Source organism: Bradyrhizobium sp. UFLA06-06 (assembly GCF_054820065.1).
In genome coordinates, this window is sequence record NZ_JADFUD010000006.1 from 100011 (window position 1) to 120984 (window position 20974).

Annotated in this window: 19 protein-coding genes; 10 read left to right on the forward strand and 9 right to left on the reverse strand. The window is 62.9% G+C overall.

Translation table 11 applies throughout. The features are described from left to right. Nucleotides 1–28 precede the first annotated feature (28 nt). Nucleotides 29–2227 carry an acyl-CoA dehydrogenase family protein gene (locus IF803_RS07230; protein ID WP_461191729.1) on the forward strand — a complete coding sequence of 733 codons (2199 nt, stop codon included), beginning with the start codon at nucleotides 29–31 and terminating at the stop codon, nucleotides 2225–2227. Nucleotides 2228–2237: 10 nt separating this feature from the next. Continuing rightward, nucleotides 2238–3431 (forward strand): CaiB/BaiF CoA transferase family protein, encoded by a 1194-nt coding sequence (locus tag IF803_RS07235; RefSeq protein ID WP_461191730.1) that lies wholly within the window; start codon nucleotides 2238–2240, stop codon nucleotides 3429–3431. A gap of 21 nt (nucleotides 3432–3452) precedes the next feature. On the opposite strand, the gene IF803_RS07240 is transcribed toward IF803_RS07235, so the two are convergent. Then, entirely contained in the window at nucleotides 3453–3947 is a 495-nt protein-coding gene (locus tag IF803_RS07240; RefSeq protein ID WP_028342819.1) for a MarR family winged helix-turn-helix transcriptional regulator, read from the reverse strand. 205 nt (nucleotides 3948–4152) lie between these two features. Between IF803_RS07240 and IF803_RS07245 the strand changes: the two genes are divergently transcribed. From IF803_RS07245 to IF803_RS07275, 7 genes are all read left to right on the forward strand, one after another. Continuing rightward, nucleotides 4153–4479, forward strand: a complete 327-nt coding sequence (locus IF803_RS07245; RefSeq protein ID WP_028342818.1) for a type II toxin-antitoxin system HicB family antitoxin — start codon at nucleotides 4153–4155, stop codon at nucleotides 4477–4479. A 13-nt stretch (nucleotides 4480–4492) separates the two neighbouring features. Next, on the forward strand, nucleotides 4493–5812 hold the full coding sequence (locus tag IF803_RS07250; protein WP_038381893.1) for a Rieske 2Fe-2S domain-containing protein: 1320 nt from the start codon (nucleotides 4493–4495) through the stop codon (nucleotides 5810–5812). Further along, nucleotides 5809–6774: a PDR/VanB family oxidoreductase gene (locus IF803_RS07255; protein WP_461191731.1), complete on the forward strand. Its 966-nt coding sequence runs from the start codon at nucleotides 5809–5811 to the stop codon at nucleotides 6772–6774. The genes IF803_RS07250 and IF803_RS07255 overlap by 4 nt, the downstream gene beginning before the upstream one ends. 27 nt (nucleotides 6775–6801) lie before the next feature. Further along, nucleotides 6802–8025, forward strand: coding sequence for an ABC transporter substrate-binding protein (locus IF803_RS07260; RefSeq protein WP_461191732.1), 1224 nt, complete (start codon nucleotides 6802–6804; stop codon nucleotides 8023–8025). Nucleotides 8026–8079: 54 nt separating this feature from the next. Then, nucleotides 8080–9363, forward strand: coding sequence for a CaiB/BaiF CoA transferase family protein (locus IF803_RS07265; protein ID WP_461191733.1), 1284 nt, complete (start codon nucleotides 8080–8082; stop codon nucleotides 9361–9363). Then, the gene (locus IF803_RS07270; protein WP_461191734.1) at nucleotides 9360–10556 is read left to right on the forward strand and encodes a thiolase C-terminal domain-containing protein; all 1197 of its coding nucleotides are present in this window, start codon (nucleotides 9360–9362) and stop codon (nucleotides 10554–10556) included. Before IF803_RS07265 ends, IF803_RS07270 begins: the two co-directional genes overlap by 4 nt. A gap of 83 nt (nucleotides 10557–10639) precedes the next feature. After that, complete coding sequence (locus IF803_RS07275) at nucleotides 10640–11041, forward strand: Zn-ribbon domain-containing OB-fold protein (protein WP_461191735.1); 402 nt, start codon at nucleotides 10640–10642, stop codon at nucleotides 11039–11041. 219 nt (nucleotides 11042–11260) lie between these two features. Here the strand turns inward: IF803_RS07275 and IF803_RS07280 are convergent, their stop codons facing one another. Further along, nucleotides 11261–11770, reverse strand: a complete 510-nt coding sequence (locus IF803_RS07280) for a ParB N-terminal domain-containing protein (RefSeq protein ID WP_461191736.1) — start codon at nucleotides 11768–11770, stop codon at nucleotides 11261–11263. A 189-nt stretch (nucleotides 11771–11959) separates the two neighbouring features. On the opposite strand from IF803_RS07280, the gene IF803_RS07285 reads away from it, so the two are divergent. Next, complete coding sequence (locus tag IF803_RS07285; RefSeq protein WP_461191737.1) at nucleotides 11960–12754, forward strand: enoyl-CoA hydratase/isomerase family protein; 795 nt, start codon at nucleotides 11960–11962, stop codon at nucleotides 12752–12754. A gap of 210 nt (nucleotides 12755–12964) precedes the next feature. Here the strand turns inward: IF803_RS07285 and IF803_RS07290 are convergent, their stop codons facing one another. The 7 genes from IF803_RS07290 to IF803_RS07320 all read right to left on the reverse strand — a co-directional run bounded on the left by IF803_RS07290 (nucleotide 12965) and on the right by IF803_RS07320 (nucleotide 20911). Beyond that, entirely contained in the window at nucleotides 12965–13384 is a 420-nt protein-coding gene (locus IF803_RS07290) for a DUF2000 domain-containing protein (protein ID WP_461191738.1), read from the reverse strand. 82 nt (nucleotides 13385–13466) lie between these two features. Next, a complete protein-coding gene (locus IF803_RS07295; protein WP_038381887.1) occupies nucleotides 13467–14285 on the reverse strand; it encodes an SDR family oxidoreductase in 819 nt (272 codons plus the stop codon). 4 nt (nucleotides 14286–14289) lie between these two features. After that, nucleotides 14290–15084, reverse strand: a complete 795-nt coding sequence (locus IF803_RS07300) for an enoyl-CoA hydratase/isomerase family protein (protein WP_461191739.1) — start codon at nucleotides 15082–15084, stop codon at nucleotides 14290–14292. A 108-nt stretch (nucleotides 15085–15192) separates the two neighbouring features. Beyond that, nucleotides 15193–16395, reverse strand: coding sequence for an ABC transporter substrate-binding protein (locus IF803_RS07305; protein WP_461191740.1), 1203 nt, complete (start codon nucleotides 16393–16395; stop codon nucleotides 15193–15195). 93 nt (nucleotides 16396–16488) lie between these two features. Beyond that, nucleotides 16489–17259 carry an enoyl-CoA hydratase/isomerase family protein gene (locus IF803_RS07310; protein WP_461191741.1) on the reverse strand — a complete coding sequence of 257 codons (771 nt, stop codon included), beginning with the start codon at nucleotides 17257–17259 and terminating at the stop codon, nucleotides 16489–16491. Between the two features lie 28 nt (nucleotides 17260–17287). Further along, nucleotides 17288–19288: an acetyl/propionyl/methylcrotonyl-CoA carboxylase subunit alpha gene (locus IF803_RS07315; protein WP_461191742.1), complete on the reverse strand. Its 2001-nt coding sequence runs from the start codon at nucleotides 19286–19288 to the stop codon at nucleotides 17288–17290. Nucleotides 19289–19303: 15 nt separating this feature from the next. Further along, nucleotides 19304–20911: a carboxyl transferase domain-containing protein gene (locus IF803_RS07320; RefSeq protein ID WP_461191743.1), complete on the reverse strand. Its 1608-nt coding sequence runs from the start codon at nucleotides 20909–20911 to the stop codon at nucleotides 19304–19306. Between the last annotated feature and the right edge of the window lie 63 nt (nucleotides 20912–20974).

The window sequence follows — 20974 nt, forward strand, 5'->3', positions numbered from 1 at the left end:
CGAAGCGTCGAATGACGATGTCGCAGGAATGCTGCGCGTTTCCTTGCGCGGTTTCCTGGACGAGCATTGGCTTCCACTCGGTTTAACCGCATCGTCCTCGCCGGACGAGGTGTCGGCGATCTGGCGCAAGCTCGTTGGGCAGGGCGTCGCCGCGCTCGGTGCGAAGAGCTGTGAAGGCGGGCTCGCAGAAATCCTCGTCGTCATGGCGGAACTCGGCCGGGCCGGCTGCGCGGCGCCGATGTGGTCTGCGGCGCTCGCCAATCTTGCGATCTCCGGATCGCAGGTCGACGTCGCGGTGGATCTGCTGGAGCGGCTGCATTCCGGGGAGGCGACCGTCGCCTTCTCATTCGGTGCGCTGGATCCGGACGCCGGCACAGGAGCGGTTGAGGTCACGGACCTCAAGGCAAAGGGCGTGCTTCGTTTTGTCGAGGCTGCCGGAGGCGCGACGCATCTTCTGGTCGTTCTAGACCAGGCCCAGCTTGGGCTGATCAATCTTGACGGTCCCGGTGTCGAGTGCGTCGCAACCCGCGCGATGGGAGCGTGGGGGCTCTATGAGGTCCGACTGAACGAAGCGCCGCTCACGTGCATTCCCATAGATGCAGTCGATGTCGACCATCTCCGCATCAAGGGCAGAGCGATGTTGACCGCGCGCGCTCACGGCGCGGCGCGGCGTGCCTTTGAGCTCGCCGTGGACTACGCCAAGGAACGGCACCAGTTCGGGCAGCCGATCGGCAGGTTCCAGGCCATCCAGCACAAGCTGGCCGATTGCCTGATCGCGCTCGAAGGCGTCAGGTTGATCCTCGACCATGCCGCCAGACTGCATGACGGTGGCGAGGGCGGCTGGCGCTACTTCGCCGATTGCGCATCGGCGTTCTCCGGTCATGCGCTGCGGCAGGTGTCGCTGGAGGTCCAGCATACGTTCGGTGCGATCGGCTATGCCGAAGAGCACGAGGCGCCAATCCACTTCAAGCGCGTGCATCTCGATACGATCGCGCTCGGCGGCGCCTCGGATGCCAAGAGCAGGCTGGCAGCGCGGCTGCTGGATGCGGGCGGCGTCGGGCTGCCGCAATATGACATCGGGGCCGCTGGAAATGCGTTTCGCGAGCAGATCCGGCTCTGGCTCGAGCAAAACTGGACTGGAGATGCGAAGCTAGCATTCGACGGAAGGCCGTTCGCCAAGCGTGAGTTCGATGCGCCCTTCGCCCGCGACATCGGCGGGACCGGATGGATCGGGCTCGGATGGCCAGAGCAATTCGGCGGCCAGGCGCGCTCGCCGCTGGAGCAGATCGCCTTCATGGAGACGATGGAGCGGGGCGAGGCGCCGCGGATCGGTGCGGCGATCCAGGCCAATGCGCTGATGATGTTCGGCACGGCAGCGCAGCAGCAGAAATACCTTCCGGAAATCCTGCGTGGCGAAGCGATGCATGGCATGGGCTACAGCGAGCCGCAGGCAGGGTCGGACCTTGCGGCGCTGCGCACCAGTGCGGCCAGGGACGGCGATCACTGGGTGATCAACGGCCAGAAGATCTGGACCACCACCTGGTGGGGGAAATACATGTTCCTCGCCGCGCGGACCGACAAGGACGCGAAGCCGCCGCACGCGGGCATCAGCATGTTTATCGTGCCGATGGATGCGCCGGGCATCACCATCCGTCCGTCTGCGACCATGTACGATGGCACGTTTGCCAACATCTTCTACGACAACGTCCGCATCCCGTCCGAGAACCTCGTTGGCGAGGTCAATGGTGGTTGGAAAGTGTTGACCGGCGCGCTGGCCTTCGAGCGCGGGCTGGTTGGTGGCGGGATCGTCCTGAAGGTCGCGCATGCCTTCGAGCAGCTGCGTTCGCATGTGATGGCGAAGCAAGGCGATCGGTCTCTCGCTGATGATCCAATCATCCGCGACAGGATGGCGACCTTGGCGTCAGAGATCGAGATCGGCCGTCTCTTGATGATGCATTGCGCCGAACTTGCCGCCGACGGCGTGACGCCGCCGGAATATGGCGCGATCAGCAAGGTGTTCTCCAGTGAGCTGATGGAGCGCTTCGGCGAGACTGCGCTCGACATTCTTGGCATGCGTGCCGCGCTGTCCGAGCAGATGCCGGGCGCGATCGACAACGGTCGCTTCGAGCAAAACCTGCGGCATTCGCTGATGTGGGTCATCAGCATCGGGACCAACGAGATTCAGCGCAGTCTGATCGCGCAACGCGCGCTCGGGCTGCCGAGATAGGAGAGATTGGATGCAGAAGGATGGCGACAGGGCGCCGCTCGCCGGCGTGCGCGTGCTCGATTTCTCGATCATGGTGGCCGGGCCGTACTGCGCGCGGCTGCTCGCGGACGTCGGCGCCGAGGTCATCAAGATCGAGCCTCCGGAAGGCGACGACATGCGGCTGCGAACGCCGCTGCGCGAAGGCCACAGCACCTATTTCGGCCAGCTCAATGCCGGCAAGCGTAGCCTGGCGCTGGACCTGAAGAATGCCGACGCCATCAGGCTCGTGCATCGAATGGTCGCGGAGGCGGACATTCTCGTCGAGAATTTCCGCCCTGGCGTGATGGACCGCCTCGGTCTAGGCTACGAGACGCTCTGCGAGATCAACCCGCGCCTCATCTATTGCTCGATCTCGGGTTATGGCCAGTCAGGCCCAGCGGCCGAGCGCGCGGCCTATGCGATGATCGTCCATGCCGAGAGCGGATTCGATCACTCCCTGATGCGTTATGCCGGTGACCGGGAGCGTCCCGCGCCGGGCGCGATCTTTGTCGCCGATATCCTCGGCGGCATCTTCGGCTATTCCGCGATCCAGACCGCGATGGTCCAGCGAACGCGTACCGGGAAAGGACAGCGCGTCGATGTAGCCTTGATGGACTGCATGCTGAATCTGCTGGTCTATGAGCTTCAGGAAGCGCAATTCCCGATCCTTGCGCCGCGCCCGACCTATGGGCCGGTCCGCACGCGCGATGGCGATATCCTGATCGCCCCGGTCACGCCGCGTAATTTCGCGGCGCTGTGCGAGGTGACCGGGCAGGAAGAGCTGGTTAACGATCCGCGCTTTTCGACCATTCCAGCGCGCGGCGCCAATTGGACCGCCATGATGCAGGTGATCGAGAAATGGACCGAACGCCACACCGTTGCTGAATGCATCGCGGCGCTGGATCGCGCCGGTGTTCCCTGCGCCGAGTACCGGACGCCGGGCGCGGCGCTGACCGATGCCCATTTGCGCCAACGTGGGGTGTTTGGGACCGTCTCGGACGGGGCCGGTGACTTCGTCGGCGTCAATGCGCCATGGCAGATGTCCGGGGCCGATACGCCGATGGGACGTCAAGTTCCCGGGATCGGCGCGCAGCGGGACGATGTGCTGTCGCGGATCCTGGGCCTGTCGCCGGACGCAATCGCGACGCTTGCCGCTGCAGGTATGTTCGGGAAGGTGCAGGCCTAGGGCCGCTGGACGCCGGCGATTTCAGGTATCGGCCGGACTGTCCGGCGGCGGAGCCTTCGCGATCGCCAGCAGGCATTTCAGGAAATGCGCGCGGTCCTCCTTGCGAAGGGGGGCCAGCATGATGTTTTGCAGCTCGGCGGCGGCCGGAATGACGGCGAGAAGCGCATCCTCGCCTTTAGCCGTGATTTGCACCTGGAGCGAGCGGCGGTCGTCCGGATTGTCTTTCTTCGAGACCAGTCTGCGCGCAACCATGCGCTTCAGCATTTCGCTGAGCGTGTTGCGGTCGCAACTGATCCGGTCCGCTAGTACGGAGGGGGTTAGGGGACCTAACTGATACAGCGCCATCAGCACACCGAACTGCCGCGGCGTGATATCGCTCTGGCGCGTCATGCTTTGATAGAGCCCATCGTAGCGGGCCTCCAGCAGACGCAACAGGAATCCGACACCACCCTCGAGCTGCCAGTCGCGTGCAACGTCTGCCGCCGAGGTTGTCTGCTTGCCTTTATCGGCTGCCATGCCGTTGTCGGATCCCAGCTGCGTTCTGCGAATTGCGCCCTAGCCGTTAGCAGCTTGGCTGATCGTCCTCAACCCCGTGGCGAACCACGTCACCAGCCTCTTCTGAGGAAGACAGGGTCGCCCTCGGCTCTTGTCAGCCTTCCGATGATGTAGTACGTATACGTATCAAATGCCATGCGAAGACGTCGTTCAGGGAGGTTGAAACTTGGACCTGCGTGAGCTGCTGTCGATTCCCTATTTGCTTGAGGCGGAGGCGGTCGAAACCGAGCCGGGGCAGTGGCGGGTTCGCCTTGCCTATCCGGAGCTGCCGGGGTGCACGGCGGAAGCCGCCGTCGTCGAGGAGGCTCTGCGCGAGCTCGAGCGGCGGCGCATCGAATTGATCGTCGGCCTGGTGGAGGAGGGCAAGCAGCCTCCGATCCCACGCAAGCCGCTCACCGCATCCGATCCGCTTTGGACCGCTCACGATCTCGGACTGTCTGACCGTGTCGCCACGCTTCTCGGCGGCGCGGCGGGCCCGGCCACACGCAACTGAAGGAGGCAAACCCATGCTCTCGCGCGAAGACAATGAACGCCTGGTGAGGGTCGGCAAGGGCACGCCGCTCGGCGAGCTCTTTCGCCTGTACTGGATTCCCTTCCTGCCGTCGGCGGATCTTCCCAAGGACGGACAGCCGAAGCGTATCCGGCTGCTCGGCGAGGACCTGGTCGCTTTCCGCGATACCGAGGGGCGCGTCGGGTTGGTCGACCAGGCCTGCCCGCATCGCGGAGCGCCGCTGATTTTTGCGCGAAATGAGGATTGCGGGCTGCGCTGCGTCTATCACGGCTGGAAATTCGACGTCACCGGCGCCGTGACTGACATGCCGGCAGAGCCAGTGCGCAGCCGCCTCAAGGAGCGGGTGCGGATCAAGGCCTATCCCTGCAAGGAGCGCAACGGGATGATCTGGACCTATATGGGCCCCGACCAGGCCGAGCTCCCGCCGCTGCCGAACCTCGAATGGAATCTGGTGCCGGCCGAGCAGGTGCACATCTCGGTTCGCGTCCAGGAGTGCAATTGGCTGCAGGCGGTCGAGGGTGAGATCGATTCGGCGCACGCGCCGCTGCTTCATGGACGGCTGGATGCGCAGGGCACGACGAGCGCCTGGATCCAGAAGCGCGACCTGCGCCCGACCTTCGAATGCATCAAGCAGGATTTCGGCATGAGCATCGCCGCGCGGCGCAATTACGATGCCAACACGCTGTACTGGCGGGTCAACCAGTTCCTGCTGCCGTTCTATACGCTGGTGCCTCCGCTGTCGCCGTTCCCGGATTTGAGCGGGCACGCCTGGGTGCCGATCGATGACGAGAACACGCTCTGCATCATGTTCTCCTATCATCCCTCGGAGCCGCTGCTGGAGAAAACCCGGCAGGTCTTCGCCGAAGGGCACAAGGGCCGCGAGAGTGGTCATGCCAGCCGCCACGCGCTCGTCCAGCACCCGGTGACGGTCCCGTACGCAGGCTACTGGACGAAATATAATCCGAACAACGGCTTTCAGTTCGACTATGAGGCGCAGCGGACCACCTGGTTCTCGGGCCTGCCGGGGCTCTGGGTGCAGGACGGCGCCTGCCAAAGCGGCGTCTCTCCGATCTTTGATCGTACCAAGGAGACGCTCTGCTCAAGTGATACCGGCATCGCGATGACGCGACGTTTCATTCTTGAAGCGCTTGGCGCCTATCGTGATCACGCGATCAAACCCAAAGGAGTCTTGGACCCGGACGTGTTCATGGTGCGAGCGGTCTCGCTGCGGTTGCCGCCGGAGGATTCCTGGGTTGACGTCGGCGCGCCGTTCATGCGCGCGAAGCTTGGCGCCGATTTCGGGTACGAGCTGTGAGCGCATTCAAACATACGGCTGGTACGCTGGAGGTCCTGGTCAAGCGTATCGGATATGAGGCTGAGCGGATCAATTCGTATGAGCTGATTGCCCCGGCGGGCGGCGAACTGACGCCGTTCACGGCCGGGAGCCACATCGACCTGCATCTGCCGAACGGCATGATCCGCAGCTATTCGCTGGTAAACGACCAATGCGAGCGGCACCGGTATGTCATCGCGGTGAACAGGGATGGCGAGAGCCGGGGTGGATCCAGCTTCGTCCACGACACCGTCAGGGTCGGGAACATCATAAGGATCTCCGAGCCGCGGAATAACTTCGCGCTCCATGAGGAGGTCGACCATTCTGTCCTGATCGCCGGGGGCATCGGCATCACGCCGCTGCTGTCGATGATCCGACGGCTTGAGGCGCTTGGACGTCACTGGGAGCTGTTCTATGCCGCGAGGACGCGCGCCGCTGCCGCATTCCTCGACGAACTCGGCACGTATCGATCGAGGGTACATCTCGATTTCGACGACGAGCGATCGGGACGGGTGTTCGATCTCCCGGCGCTCGTCAGGAATGCTCCGCCTCGCGCGCATCTCTACTGTTGCGGTCCGGTGCCCATGCTCGAGGCGCTCGAGGCGGCGACGGCCGGTCGCCCGGCCGATCACGTACATGTCGAATATTTCAAGGCCCGGGAAGCGCCAGCCACCGAAGGTGGCTTCGACGTCAAGCTGGCGCGAAGCAACCGCACCATCGCGGTCGAGGCCGGCAAGACCATCCTCGATGCGCTGCTGGAGGCCGGGATAGCCGCGAACTATGCCTGCACCGAAGGTGTCTGCGGCACCTGCGAGACGCGCGTGCTCGAGGGCATACCCGATCATCGCGACCAGTTCCTGAGCAACGATGAGCAGGCGGCGAACAAGAGCGTCATGATCTGCTGCTCGGGCGCCAAGTCCCGAACGCTAGTGCTCGATCTCTAACACAACAACATACGACGGGTGGAAACAATGAAGTATCTTTCGCAGATAGCCGGAATAGCTCTCCTGGCCTTTTGTGCCGGTTCGCCGGCGTCGGCGGTCGCCGCGCGGTCCCTGAAAATCGGCGTACTCAACGACGCGTCCGGCCCTTACTCGGACAATGCCGGCGAAGGTTCGGTGACAGCGGCCAAAATGGCGGCCGAGGACTTCATGCGGCTTCATCCGGATTTCAAGGTCGACATCGTCTCGGCGGACCACCAGAACAAGGCAGATGTCGGCGCCGCCATCGCGCGCCGCTGGATCGATCAGGAGAAGGTCGATGCGGTCGCCGACGTGCCGAACTCGGCCGTTGGGCTGGCGGTCAACGAGGTCGTGCGCGGCACCAAAGCGGCGCTGATCGCATCGAGTGCGGCGTCGTCCGACCTGACCGGGAAATACTGCTCGCCCAATACGATTCAGTGGACCTTCGATACCTGGGCGGCCTCTCACACCATCGGCGCCTATCTCGTGCATCACGGCGGCAAGAAATGGTACTTCATCGCCACCGACAACGCGCTCGGCAAATCGATGGTGCGCGACGGGACGGCGGTGATCGGTGCCGGTGGCGGGACCGTTCTCGGATCGGTCAATGTGCCGATCAACAATGCGGACTATGCCTCGTTCATCCTGCAGGCCGAAGGCTCGGGCGCTGACGTGATCGCGTTCGCGACCGCCGGTGGCGACACCGTCAGCCTGATCAAGCAATCCGCCGAATTCGGGCTGAAGCAGAGCGGGCGTACCTTCGCCGCGTTATTGACCACCACCAACGATGTCGAGTCGAGCGGGCTTGCGGTCGGGGAGGGGCTGATCATCACGCAGCCGTTCTACTGGGACCTCGACGATGCCAGCCGCGCCTGGTCGGCCAAATTCAGCGAGCGGCAGCATGGGCAGTCGCCGACCGCCTTCCACGCCGGCGTCTATTCCTCCGTGCTGGCCTATCTGAACGCGGCGCTGGCGGCGGGAACCAATGACGCGCCGGCCGTGATCCAGAAGCTGAAGGAGAAGCCGATCGATGACGCATTGTTCGGGCCGGTCGTGGTGCGCGCCGACGGCCGCGCCATTCACAACATGTACATCCTGAAGGTGAAGAGCCCCAATGCGTCGAAGAGCAAGTGGGATCTCCTCGAGAAGGTCGGCGTGCTGTCCGGGCCGGAAGCCTTCCGACCGCTCGACCAGGGTGGTTGCTCGCTCGTCGACCCGCCGAAGAGCAATTGACGACGACGGCCGCGATCCTTGGATCAACACTTCTCAAATTTGACGGATATCCCGATGCTGGATCAGCTTGTAGCCGACTTCCCCGAGCACACGCCTCGTCCCGCTGGAGCGCCGGCGGCGCTCGAGGGGATCCGGGTGATCGATTTCTCGCATTTCATCGCGGGGCCGTTTGCGACCATGATCCTTGCCGACATGGGGGCCGAGGTGATCAAGATCGAAGCGCCGGGCCGCGGCGACGATCTGCGCCGTTATCCCCCGGTGCATCCCGATCTCAGACACGGCGCGCCGTTCCTGTGGACCAACCGCAACAAGCGCAGCATTGCCCTCGATCTCAAATCGGCCGAGGGTCTGAAGGTCGCGCGCGAGCTGATCGCGACGGCGGACGTCCTTGTCGAGAATTTTTCTGCGAGCGTGATGGCACGGCTGGGGCTCGACTACGAGAGCTGCCGCAAGATCAAACCCGAGATCATCTACTGCTCGGTGTCGGCCTATGGCCGCGACGGGGCATTTTCGGACCGGCTTGGCTTTGATCCGATCGCGCAGGTCGAGAGCGGCTTCGTGTCGATGAACGGCTATGCCGATCGCGAGGGCGTGCGCGCATTGTCGCCGGTGATGGATATCAGCACTGCAATGATGGCCAGCAATGCGATCCTTGGCGCCTTGTTCGCGCGCGAGCGTAGCGGGCACGGCCAGGCCATCGAGGTGTCGTTGTTCGAGGACGCCGTCCTGATGACCGGCTACGCGACCACGCAGTCGCTCTTTAGCGGTGCCGATCCGAAGCGAAGCGGCAACACCAGCCCGGACACGTGTCCGTCCGGTGTGTTCCAGGCCAGCGATTGCTCCTTCTATATCAACTGCGGCAATGACAAGATCTTCCAGCGCCTGATGGCGCAGGTTCTCGAGCGCGAGGATCTCGCGGGGGGCGAAATCTATGCAACCGGCCCCGATCGAATCCGCCGGCGCGAGGAGTTGTTCGCGATCCTCGGCGATGCCTTTGCCCGGCAGCCCTGGTCGCACTGGCAGTCGCGGATGCGGGCGGCCGGCGTGCCCTGCGGCCAGCTGCGCACCGTCGGCGAGGCGATCCGTTCGCCCGAGGCGAGGGAGCGCGGGATCGTCACCCGGATCCCGCATGAGACGGTGGGGTGGGTGCCGAACGTGAACCTGCCGATCCGGTATTCGCGGACACCGATCGTGGATCCCGTTGCGGCACCGGCAGTTGGGCAGCACACCGAGAACGTGCTGCTTGAGTTGCTCGGCTACGACAAGAGGGAGATCGCGCGCCTTGCCGGAGGCGGTGCGTTCGGCAGCGAGGCTTCGCGACAGGATGCCAAACCGTGACCGGGCGCGCGCGAGACGAGCGGACGCTGCGGGGGCGTGTGGCCGTGATCGGGATCGGTGAAACCGAATATTATCGTCATGGCGCTTCTCCCGATCCGGAATTCAAGCTCGCGCTGAAGGCGATCCTGGCGGCTTGCGAGGATGCCGCGCTCGATCCCCGCGAGATCGATGGCTTCTCGTCCTACAGCGACGATCGCAGCGAGGCGGCACGGCTGGCTGCGGCGCTGGGTACGCATCGACTGCGCTCCGCGACCATGCAATGGGGCGGGGGCGGCGGCGGTTGCAGCGCGGCGGTTGCCAATGCGGCCGCCTCGATCGTCGCGGGCCTTGCCGATTGTGTCGTGGTGTTCCGCTCGTTGGCGCAGGGCCAATATGGCCGTTTCGGACAGGCGGCCGGGATTCACACCGTTTCGGGCGAACGGTCCTATCTGATGCCCTATGGGGTGCTGGCTCCCCCGCAGCGCTTTGCCATGCGGGTGCAGCGCTACATGCACGAGCATGGCGTGCGACAGGAGGCTTTGCGCGCGATTGCGCTCGCCTCCTATCATCATGCCCAGGCCAACCCGCGCGCGGTGATGCGGGGCAAGCCGCTGGATGTCGAGAAATACGATGCCTCGCGCTGGATCGTGGAGCCCTTCCATCTTTACGATTGCTGCATGGAAAATGACGGCGCAGCGGCATTGGTGCTGGTATCGGCAGAGCGCGCCAGCGACTTCCGGCACAAGCCGGCCTATCTGCTCGGTGCGGCCTTCGGATCCGGGCATCGTGCGGCGGCAACGGCGCACAACGCGCCGCTGTACGCCACCGCGAACTTCGACACTGTCGCGCCCGATCTGTACCGCATGGCCGGGGTAGGGCCGTCAGATGTCGGTGTGGTCCAGGCGTACGAGAACTTCACCGGCGGTGTCGTGATGGCGCTGGCGGAGCACGGCTTCTTCAGGCCCGAGAAGGCCAACGACTTCCTGACTTTCGACAATTTGATCGCTCCATCCGGGAGGCTCCCGCTCAACACCAGTGGCGGCAACCTTGCCGAATGCTACATGCACGGCTTTGAGCTGGTGCTTGAAGCGGTTCGTCAGGTGCGTGGCGCGTCGGCGAGTCAGGCTCGCCGAAATGATGTGGCGCTCGTGATCGGCGGCCCGATGGTGACGCCGGCCAGCAACCTCATTCTGGGTTCAGAGGCGACGCTATGAGTGGGTCTTCACGTGCGCACTATCTTCCTGCCGGGTTGCCCATTCCGGTCAGTGACCCAGATGGGCTTTCGGCACCCTATTGGATGGGCCTGCGGGAAAACCGCCTGCTGGTGCAACGCTGCGCCGGCTGCCGTTCCTGGCAATTCGGCCCCGAATGGATTTGCCACAATTGTCATTCCTTTGACCTTACGTGGACTGACGTCGAGCCGACCGGCCGCATCTACAGTTGGGAACGCGTGTGGCATCCGTCGCACCCGGCGCTAAAGCAGCACGGCCCATATCTCGCGCTGCTCGTCGAGCTACCACACGCCGGTGGCGTGCGCATGGTGGGTAATCTGCTGGGCGACCCGCGCCAGACCGTGATCATCGGAACTGAGGTTGGAGGGGTCTTCGAACATCACCCGGAGTCCGATCCATCCTTTTCGTTGCTGCAATGGCGGCTGAAGCAAGGCGCTGACCGGGTGGGCGCTCACTCGACCGGCTAACAAGTTTTGTGGATCGGCAAGAATAATCCAGACGCAGACGAGCCGGACCTCGGTGTGTCGACGTTTATTCCTTGGTTTAAGCTAGCCCAAACAAGCGCACGATGGATGGCGCGAAAGTTCAAGTATTGCCGTGACTTAGAAGATCGCCTGAGCAGCGAGAGATCAAGATAATTCCATCGCCGGATAGACGACGTTGGATGCAGGACCGAAAGCGGGCAATCAATAGCGGCCACCGTCGCGCTTCTGCTGGGCGATCCAATCCGACAACGTCTTTTTCGGCGTCGGCGCTGAGGTCCGGCTTGGCGATGTTCTCGGATTCTCGCCCGCGCCCCTTGCCGAGCGGGCTCGCTGCTTATCCGTCCGGTTCAAGGCAGCACTCGAACTTTCTGCAGCTTCCTTCTCGAGACGCAGCTTTTTCAATCGCGCCATCTTGTCGCGTTCTGCATCTGCTTCGGGTCCCTCGGACAAGAGCGTCCTTTGCTGAGCATCCTCCGCCGAGACCACGATGCCCACAACCGTCGTCTCTCCAAGCGCCTTGCAAGCTTCGAGCCGCTGTAGTCCCTCGACCAGAACGAAGCGGTCTTCGTCGGGCCTGACGAGAATGGGGGTTTGTTGTCCGATTTCCAGAATGCTTCCAGCGATCTCCTCGACGACTTGAGGCTTGATTGCCTTCCTTCTTTTCACGGGAACGTAGATATTCTCGATTGGGAAGCTTTCCGGCTTGGGCATAACGTCTACTCCGCTGTACAGGCCCGTCCGAAACGCATGCCGGGGAGGCAGGATTTTAAGAATGAACCGCGCGGCTGCAATGGCAATCTTAGCGCGCCGAGGCTTGATCGGTGTGGGACCCGGGCGCATTCTGAGCGGTGCAGCGCCAACGCGTGATTGTCCGGCGAGCGGTTGCGGTGAGGGTAGGCTATGCCCCTTGTTTCCATCCAGGATCGCGACGCGGTCCGTGTCATCACCTATGCTAACGTCCCATTCGGCACCATGACGGCCGCCGGGGCGGCTGAGATGTTCGATGCGGTCGCCGCTGCAGGAATAGCCCCATCGGTCCGGGTCATTGTCATTACAGGGGGCCTACCCGGCATTTTCATCCGTCACTACGACGTTGCGGAACTCTCCGAGGCCGCAGATGCCATTGAGCGCGGAGCGTCTCGCGCCCCGTCGTCGCTTGGTCCTCGGCCACCTGGTTTCCACGCGCTGACGGATGCGATTGCAGCCGTCGACAAGCCGGTCATTGCGGCAATCAATGGCCTGTGCATGGGAGGTGGCTTCGAGCTTTCGCTGGCATGCGACCTGCGCATCGCCGGGAGCAGTGTTACGGCGATCGGACTTCCGGAAACGCGCATCGGCATCTTTCCGGGTGGTGGCGGTACACAGCGTTTGCCCAGGATCGTTGGAGAGGCCAGGGCGCTCGAGATGATCCTTCGTGGCCTGACAGTGACGGGACAGCGCGCGCACGAAATCGGAATTGTGCATGAGGTCGTCGCCGATCCGCTCGCGCGTTCCCTTGAGATCGGCGCTGAGCTGTCGGGCCGAGGTGCCGAAGGCCTGGCCTTTGCCAAGCGCCTTACCCGGTCAGCTCTCGACCGTCCGTTGGCCGAAGGCCTGGCTGACGAGCGCAAAAGCTTTTCCACCGTGATGAGGACAGCTTCGGCTCGGGAAGGCCTGCGGGCCGGCCGGCCACCAGCCGAAATCCAGAAGCTCTAATGTCACACGGCTCCGCTTGAGGTAGCCGGACGCCCGAACTCGAGGGCTTCCCGGTGAGCTTGAAACGTGGCCCATGAGGGCTGAAAGGTTTTAATCTCCCAGTGAGGGCACCTTGCAGCTATGCTTGAGCGGGGATGGCGCCATGGCGTAAGGGTAGACGACCATGCTCATGATGAGGTCAGTCCTCAGGTTCATGACGCGGCGTTATCTTCAGCGCAGGAGCTTCAAATTGCCCGTCAGCGACCGAACCCATTTTTCAGGCCCGTAGAAGCCCAAGCCGTCGATCGTCTCGTTCGAGAGCGCGCGCAGCGGAAATTCGGCGAGATAGTCCTCAAAGCGGTGGAGCCCCCTGGCGAATTGCGGGAAAGGTACCAAAACGGCGCCGCTCGCCAATGGCTGCGCGCGCGTCAGCAGTACGGACAGCGCTTCGGGCGAGGCTTGCAGAATTGGTACCGGACGGTTTGCGCTGGTCCGGACGGTGAGCCCGTTGCCGTCGGTCAAGAGGTTTCCTCCAAGGTCCGGCTCTGCTGCGCCGATACCGATGCTCAAGGCCGCAATTGTGTTCGCAATCAACCCAAGCGGCAAGGCTGGATTCACAATAATGGCGATGCGCGCGCTGGCGGTATTCATTCGGAAGCCATTCCTGCAGCCGGGTAAGTCCGAGTACCCCGATGCTTCCCTGCCGGGAAGCTTTCCCTGATCGTTGCTGCAGTCATTCGATCAAGATGTCTGGCGCAAGCTGGCTGGCAGGATCTATTGCATAGACCGACAGGTCGTCGACACCCTGCAAACGCAAAACCTCCTCGTCGATCAAGGTCTTGCCCGAGAATGCGCGGCTGTCTTGCGTAACGATGAAGTGTGCCGCATCGGCCATGATTGAAGGCGAGCGGCTGCGGCGATAATCCGACTGGTAATGCACGCGCACGGCGTCGGTTGCAATCATGGTCTTTGGCCAAAGAGCATTGGCGGCAATTCCAAACGATCGAAATTCCTCGGCCAGCGCCAGCGTGTACATCGTCATGCTGTACTTCGAGGTGGCGTACGCCGGATACTTGCCGAGCCAGATTGCCGACTTCGGCAGTGGCGGTGACAAGGTGAGAACGTGGGGATTTGACGACCGCTTCAGGTGCGGTACAGCATGATAGGCACAGATGTAGGTCGCCCTGCCGTTCACCGCACTCAGCAAATCGAACTTCCTGGCCGGCGTATCGAGCAGGCCGGTCGGACTGATGGCGCTGGCATTGTTCACGAGGATGTCCAATCCGCCGAATTCCTGAACCGTCCTTTCGATGGCGTTTGCGAGTGCGTCTGCGTCGCGCACATCGACACGGAGCGGAAGGGCGGCGGTACCGAGCTTACGGATCTCCTCGGCCACTGTATGGATAGTTCCGGAAAGGGTGGGATGGGGCTCGCTCGATTTGGCTGCGAGCGCAACTCGCGCTCCTTCCGATGCGAATTTGAGCGCGATCTCCCGGCCTATGCCGCGGCTCGCGCCTGTAATGAAAACGACCTTACCGTCCAGGGATCCCATCTTCTCACTCTCCTGCGAATATTGGCGGCCGCCTCTCGTTGAACGCCTTCATGCCCTCGCGAAAGTCCGCCGAGGAGGCGCAGTCGACGAATGAAGCTAGCTCGGCCGACAATTGTTCGTCGAACGTTGCGGTATCGGCGCTCCAGACCAGGGCTTTCACCGCACGGCTTGCGGCGGGTGAGTTATCGGCTAGCGCCCGCGCCATTCGGGTCAGCTCGGCCTCGAGCTCCTGCTCTGCACATACTCTCGTGATCAATCCGCGCGACAGTGCCTCGCTTGGGCTTGTGCGGTCAGAGAGGAGCATCAACTCCAGCGCTCGTCTTGGCCCCGCCAGGCGCGTCAGCGAGTGACTCATGCCGCCATCGGCGGGAACGCCCAGCCGCCGGTACGCCACTGAAAAATGTGCCGTGTCGGCGGCTAGAACGAAATCACAGGCCAACGCCAGGGACATTGCTCCACCGGCGCAAGCCCCGTGCACCGCGGCGATAGCCGGCTTTCCTGAGCGTCTCAGTGAAACGAGTGCGTCGTGGAAAGCAGTGATGATGTCCATTGCAAGCCGCGGGAAGGTGGCGCCGGCAGCGGAGAAAGCTCGAAGATCTCCGCCGACCGAGAAATTTGCTCCGCGGCCTCGGATGACGACGACCTTGACGCTGGCGTCACGTTCGAGGTCGAAGGCAGCTGCCCTGAGCGCAGCCGCCAGCCCGAGCTCGATCCCATTGCCTCGCTCCGGCCGGTTCAGCCAAATCGTCGCGATCATGTCGGCAACGACGAGTTCGATTGGAGATGATGCTGTGGTCACGAACTGATCGTCCTTCCGATGTTCGGCAATGATTTGCCTTACTTGTTTCCCAAAATCCGCCCGGCCAAGCAGTGGCCTTCGCTCGCTCTTTGCGCCGATCAGGTCGTTTCACTTCCTGAGAAGCGCGCACTTCGATTCGCTGACAGGCCGATAGGCGTCTTCACCCCGGATTGTCTTGACGATCTCGAGATAGTCCCACGGCTCCTTCGAATCTGATGGCTTCTTCACGCGCGCCAGGTACATGTCACGGATCACCCGCCCGTCCTCGCGCAGCCTGGCGCCATGTACGAAGGTGTCCTCGACCGGAAGTTCGCGCATCTTGGCCATGACCGCGGCGGGATCATCTGTGCCGGCGGCCTTGATCGCCTTGAGGTAGTGCAGCACAGAGCCGTAGACGCCGGTGTGAATCATGGTCGGCATGACGTTGGTCCGGGTGAAGAACCTCTTTGACCAGGCGCGGGTCTTGTCATCCATGTTCCAGTAGGAGGCCGTCGTCATGTAAGTGCCTTGTGCGGCCTGCAGGCCGACAGCGTGCACGTCGGTATCGAACATCAGCAGGCCAACAAGCTTCTGGCCGGCCTGAACCAGGCCGAATTCACCGGATTGCTTGATGGCATTGTCGGTGTCCTGGCCAGCATTGGCAAAGGCCACAACATCCGCCTTGGAGTTTTGCGCCTGCAGTACAAATGACGAGAAGTCGGCTGTGTTGGTCGGATGCCGCACGTTGCCGAGTACCTTGCCGTCCAGCTCCTTGATGAAACGCGTCGCGTCTTTCTCAAGTTGCTGGCCGAACGCGTAGTCGGCGGTGACAAAAAACCAGGACTTGCCACCCTCCTTGATAACAGCCGACGCCGTCACTTTGGATAGCGCGTAGGTGTCGTAAGAAAAATGTACGGTGTTGGGGCTGCACAATTCGTCGGTCAGGGAGCTCGCGCCCGGGCCGGACAGCAGCGCGATCTTGTTGCGCTCCCGCACCATATTGTGAACGGCGATCGCAATTCCCGAGTTCGGAATGTCCGCTACCGCGTCGACCTTGCCGTTGTCGAACCAGTCGCGAATAATCTGCAGGCCGACGTCGGTCTTCATCTGGTGGTCGGCGCTGACGATCTCGATTGGCTTTCCGAGCACTGTCGGGCCAAACTCCTCAACGGCCAATTTCGCCGCCTCGACCGAGCCGGGACCGCTGTTGTCGCGTCCCCAGCTTGACAGGTCGGTCAGCACGCCAATCCGGACCACGTCATTCGAGATTTGGGCGGAGGCGGCTGACGCCGTCGCAATCAGGATGGCCAAGGCCAGGAAGTTCCTCCTCACGTGTTCTCCCTCATTTTTTTATCGGACAGTGGAATGGTCGGCCGCCCAGATGTCTGCGCGATGATGTGGTCGGGCCCAACGCAGCCGCTACAGCTACGTCTTATCGAATCGCGGCTCGCGCTTTTCCCGGAATGCATTGATGCCTTCGCGTGCATCGGCGTGCATCAGCAGGAACGGAAACCCATCGATCGCATGGCGCATCTCGTTGCCGCCAAGACCGCGATTGTAAAAGGACTTGGCCATCTGCACGGCAAGGCGAGGCTGTGAGGCGATGCGTTGCGCGAACGCGATTGCGTCGACGAGAAGACGTTCGTCGGGAACGACGCGCGATACGAGTCCAAGACGACTTGCTTCCGCGGCGTCGACAGGGTCGCCGAGGATGCTCATTTCCTTGGCTTTTGCGCGCCCCACGATGTCCTGAAGCCGAACGATAGCGAAGCCGGGCAGCAGCCCGAGCTTGATCTCGGGTACGGCAAAGCGAGCGCTCTCGGCCGCCAGGATGAAGTCGGATGCAATGGCGAGCTCAAATCCACCGCCATAGGCTATTCCGTTGACCGCGGCGATCACCGGCTTGAGGGCCCGTTCGGGAGCGCTCAGGACCTCCATGGCGTCGATGAAGAACGCGCGGGCTTTCCCCGGATCGAAATCGAAGGTGCCGATATCGGCGCCAGCGCAGAATGCCTTGCCACCGGCGCCGGTGATGATGCTGACACGTACCGCATCGTCCTGGTCGGCGCGCTGTAGTCCTTCGCGGATGCCCATGCGAATGCCGCTGGTCAGTGCGTTCAGCTTGTTGGGTTCGTCGAGCGTCAGGATCGCGATGTTGCCCTGAACATCATAATTTACACTTCCCAATCGTAACATGTGCTTTCCTGAAGGGTTCGTGAGGTGGCTACTGCGCGATGAGGTCAGGCTCGACGACGGCGACGACGGCGTTTCGCTCGACGGTGTCGCCGGGTTTGAAGTGGACGGCGGTCACGACGCCGTCCACTTCGCTGGCAATGCGCAGTTCCATCTTCATGGATTCCATGACAACGGTCGGATCGCCTGCCTTCACGCGGCTACCGACCGTGACGTTGATCTTCAACACCACGCCGGTCATCGGGGCGCGCAGTTCGCCGCTGATCTCGGCGTCGGTGCTGATGTATCTGAGGTAGGGGATCGCGGTCATGGTATGGGCGCGACGCGGATCGTGCACGAAGATCGCCTGGTCTTTCTGTACGATCCGCACGGTCTCGCAGCGCGCGTTGGTTGCGGCTGCGAACATGTCATCGGCAAGCGGCGACAGCTGCACCCGAATCCTGTCATTGTCGACACCGATCAGCATCGAGCCATCTCGCTGCAAGGGCGCAAAGCGGATCTCCGCGCTGTCGCCTGCGGCCTCGAGGTGGAGAATGGGGATCGGTGACAAGCCGTCATCGGCTGCCGCCATCTGCCAGCCGGTCAAGCTGCTGGACTGCCAGGGGTTGCCGGAAGCGGCGGCGCGCTGGCGCATCATCCAGAAATACGCACCAACCGCCAGCGCCTCCGGGTCAATGTCGCCAGCGGTGGGCGCGAGCGCATCGATCCGTTCGTCGATCAGACGGGTATGAAAAGTCGCGGCCCGGGTCGCGGGCAAGGCGATCAATCGCCGGAGAAAATCCCGGTTGGTGACGACACCGAAGATCGAGGTTTCACCGAGCGCGCGATCGAGTTGGTCGAGCGTCTGATCGCGGGAGGCGGCATGAGCAATCAGCTTGGCGAGCATCGAGTCGTAATAGGGCGTAACGATCGACCCACTTTCGACGCCGGTCTCGACGCGAATGCCGCTGGACGGGAACCTGACATGGGCGAGCTCTCCAGTGGATGGCATGAAGCCGTCATTCGGATCTTCGGCGCAGATCCGCGCCTCGATCGCGTGGCCCTGGCACAACACTTCGCCCTGCTTCACCGGCAGGCCTTCGCCAGCGGCGATGCGGAGCATAGCCTCGACGATGTCGATGCCGGTAACCATCTCGGTTACGGGATGCTCGACCTGGAGCCGGGGATTGACCTCTAGGAAATAATGGTCGGTGCCGGTGACGATGAATTCGACCGTGCCGACGCCACGATATCTGAGCCTGCGTCCGAGCCGGACAGCATCGTCGAGGATACGCTGGCGTAAGGCGGGAGCCAGGTTGGCAGCTGGCGCTTCCTCGATGAGCTTCTGGTGGCGACGCTGCAGCGTGCATTCACGTTCGAACAGGTGGATCACGTTGTCGTCGCCGTCACCCGCGATTTGCACCTCGATGTGCCTGCCTTGCAGGATCAGTTTCTCTACGATCAGCCTTGCGTCGCCGAAAGCATTCCTTGCCTCACGCATCGCGGACTCGATTTCGTCGGCAAGTCCGTCATAGGTCGAGATCGCCCGCATTCCCTTGCCACCGCCGCCGGCCGCGGCCTTGAGCATGACCGGCAGTGCGAGCCGGCGGACGCTGCGTTCGACTTCGAGGCGATCCTCGCTCGGAGCTTCGCTTCCGGGTACTGTGGGGACACCGGCGGCGACGGCTTCCCGCTTCGCGGATGCCTTGTCGCCCAGCCGCTCGATGGTATCCGGCGTCGGTCCGATGAATACCAGTCCGGCTGCTTCGACCGCGCGGGCAAAGTCGGTGTTTTCCGCCAGGAAGCCGAAGCCAGGATGGATCGCCTCCGCGCCGGTGGTTTTCGCGGCGGCGATGACGGCATCGATCCGCAGATAGCTTTCCGATGCCGGCGCGCCGCCGATCCCGATGGATTCACCGATCACCCTGACGTGCAAGGCGTCGGCATCTGCGGTGGAGTGCACGGTGGAGACCGCAACGCCGAGCCGTTGGCAGGTGCGGGCGATGCGGCAGGCGATTTCGCCTCGATTGGCAATCAGAATTTTCCTGAACATGGCGGGCCCCTTCGTCTACATCCGGAACACGCCGAAATCGGTGTGCTGACGCGGGACGCGCCCGGCGAGGTCAAGCAACAGCGCCATCACGCTGCGGGTTTCGAGCGGATCGATCACCATGTCGCACCAGGTGTTGCGGGCGAAATTGTAGGCATTGGCGAAATCCTCGAACGTTCGCCGGGTCGGCGCCATGTAGGCCTCGCGCTCAGCGTCCGTCCAACTCGTGCCCTCGCGTTTGTGCACCTCGTCGCGAACCATCGCGAGCGTGGTCGCGGCCTGGTCGGGACCCATGATGGCGGAACGGGCATTTGGCCACATCATCATGGCGTTTGGCCGGAACGCCCGGCCGCACATCGCGAGGTAGCCCGCGCCGTAGGCATTACCCATGATGAGCGTGTATTTCGGGACATTGGCGCTTGCCATTGCCGTGATCATTTTTGCGCCGTTCTTGGTGATGCCGCCTTCCTCGGCTTCACGGCCAACCATGAAGCCCGTGACATCCGCCATGAACAGCAGCGGGATGTCGCGCTTGCAGCACAGCTCGATAAAGTGCGTCGCTTTCAGCGCGCTTTCGGAGAACAGCACGCCGTTGTTGCAGAGAATGCCGATCTCGAAGCCCATGATTCGCGCAAAGCCGGTCACCAGCGTATCGCCATAGAGCGGCTTGAACTCATGGAATTCACTGCCGTCGACGAGACGCGCAACGACATCGCGATTATTGGTGGGAATGCGCGGATCCGAACTGATCAGGCCGTAGATTTCGTTGGGGTCGAAGTGTGGCTCGCGCACCGGGGCGACGGTCCGGGTTTGCCGGGGAATCTCGCCGAGACTGGCGACGATCTCGCGCGTGATGGCAATTGCATGGGCGTCGTTTTCGGCGAGATGGTCAGTGACACCGCTCACGCGGCTATGCATCTCGCCGCCGCCGAGTGCCTCGATGCCGACCTCTTCGCGGGTCGCCGCATAGACCAGCTGCGGCCCGCCGAGGAACATGGCGCCCTGGTTTCTGATGATGACGGTCTCATCGCTCAACGCGGGAATGTAGGCGCCGCCCGCGGTAGAGGGACCGTGCACCACCGCAATTTGCGGGATGCCTTCAGCCGACATCCTGACCTGGTTGTAGAAGATCGAGCCAAACTGGCCATCGTCAGGGAAGATATTGGGCTGGTCGGGCAGGTTGGCGCCGCCGGATTGGACCAGGGTCACGCAGGGCAGGCGGTGCTGCCAGGCGAAGCGCTGCGCACGAACATGCTTCTTGCAGGTGATACCGTAATAGGTGCCGCCCTTTACGGTGGGCTCGTTGGCGATGATCATGCAGGGACGATCGGAGAGCATTCCAACGCCGGTAATGATGCTGCCGCCGGGCGGTACGCCTTCGTAAAGGCCGTCGCCGGCCAACTGACAGAATTCGAGGAACGGTGATCCGGGATCGATCAGCGCCGCGATCCGCTCGCGCGGGAGCAGCTGATCGCGTTCCTTGTGAAGCTTGCGTGCCCGTTCCGGGCCGCCCAGTGCTGCCGCGGCCCGGCGCCGCCTGAGATCCGCAACGCGTTCGGCGTAGGCGCTGCGGTTGCGGGCGTAGTCCTCGGTCGAGGTGACGACGTCCGATTTCATGATTGCCATTGCGGGTGGTCCTGGCGGCTGCGCGGCAAGTCCGTCGGTGACCTGCCGCTGGTGTAAATCGAC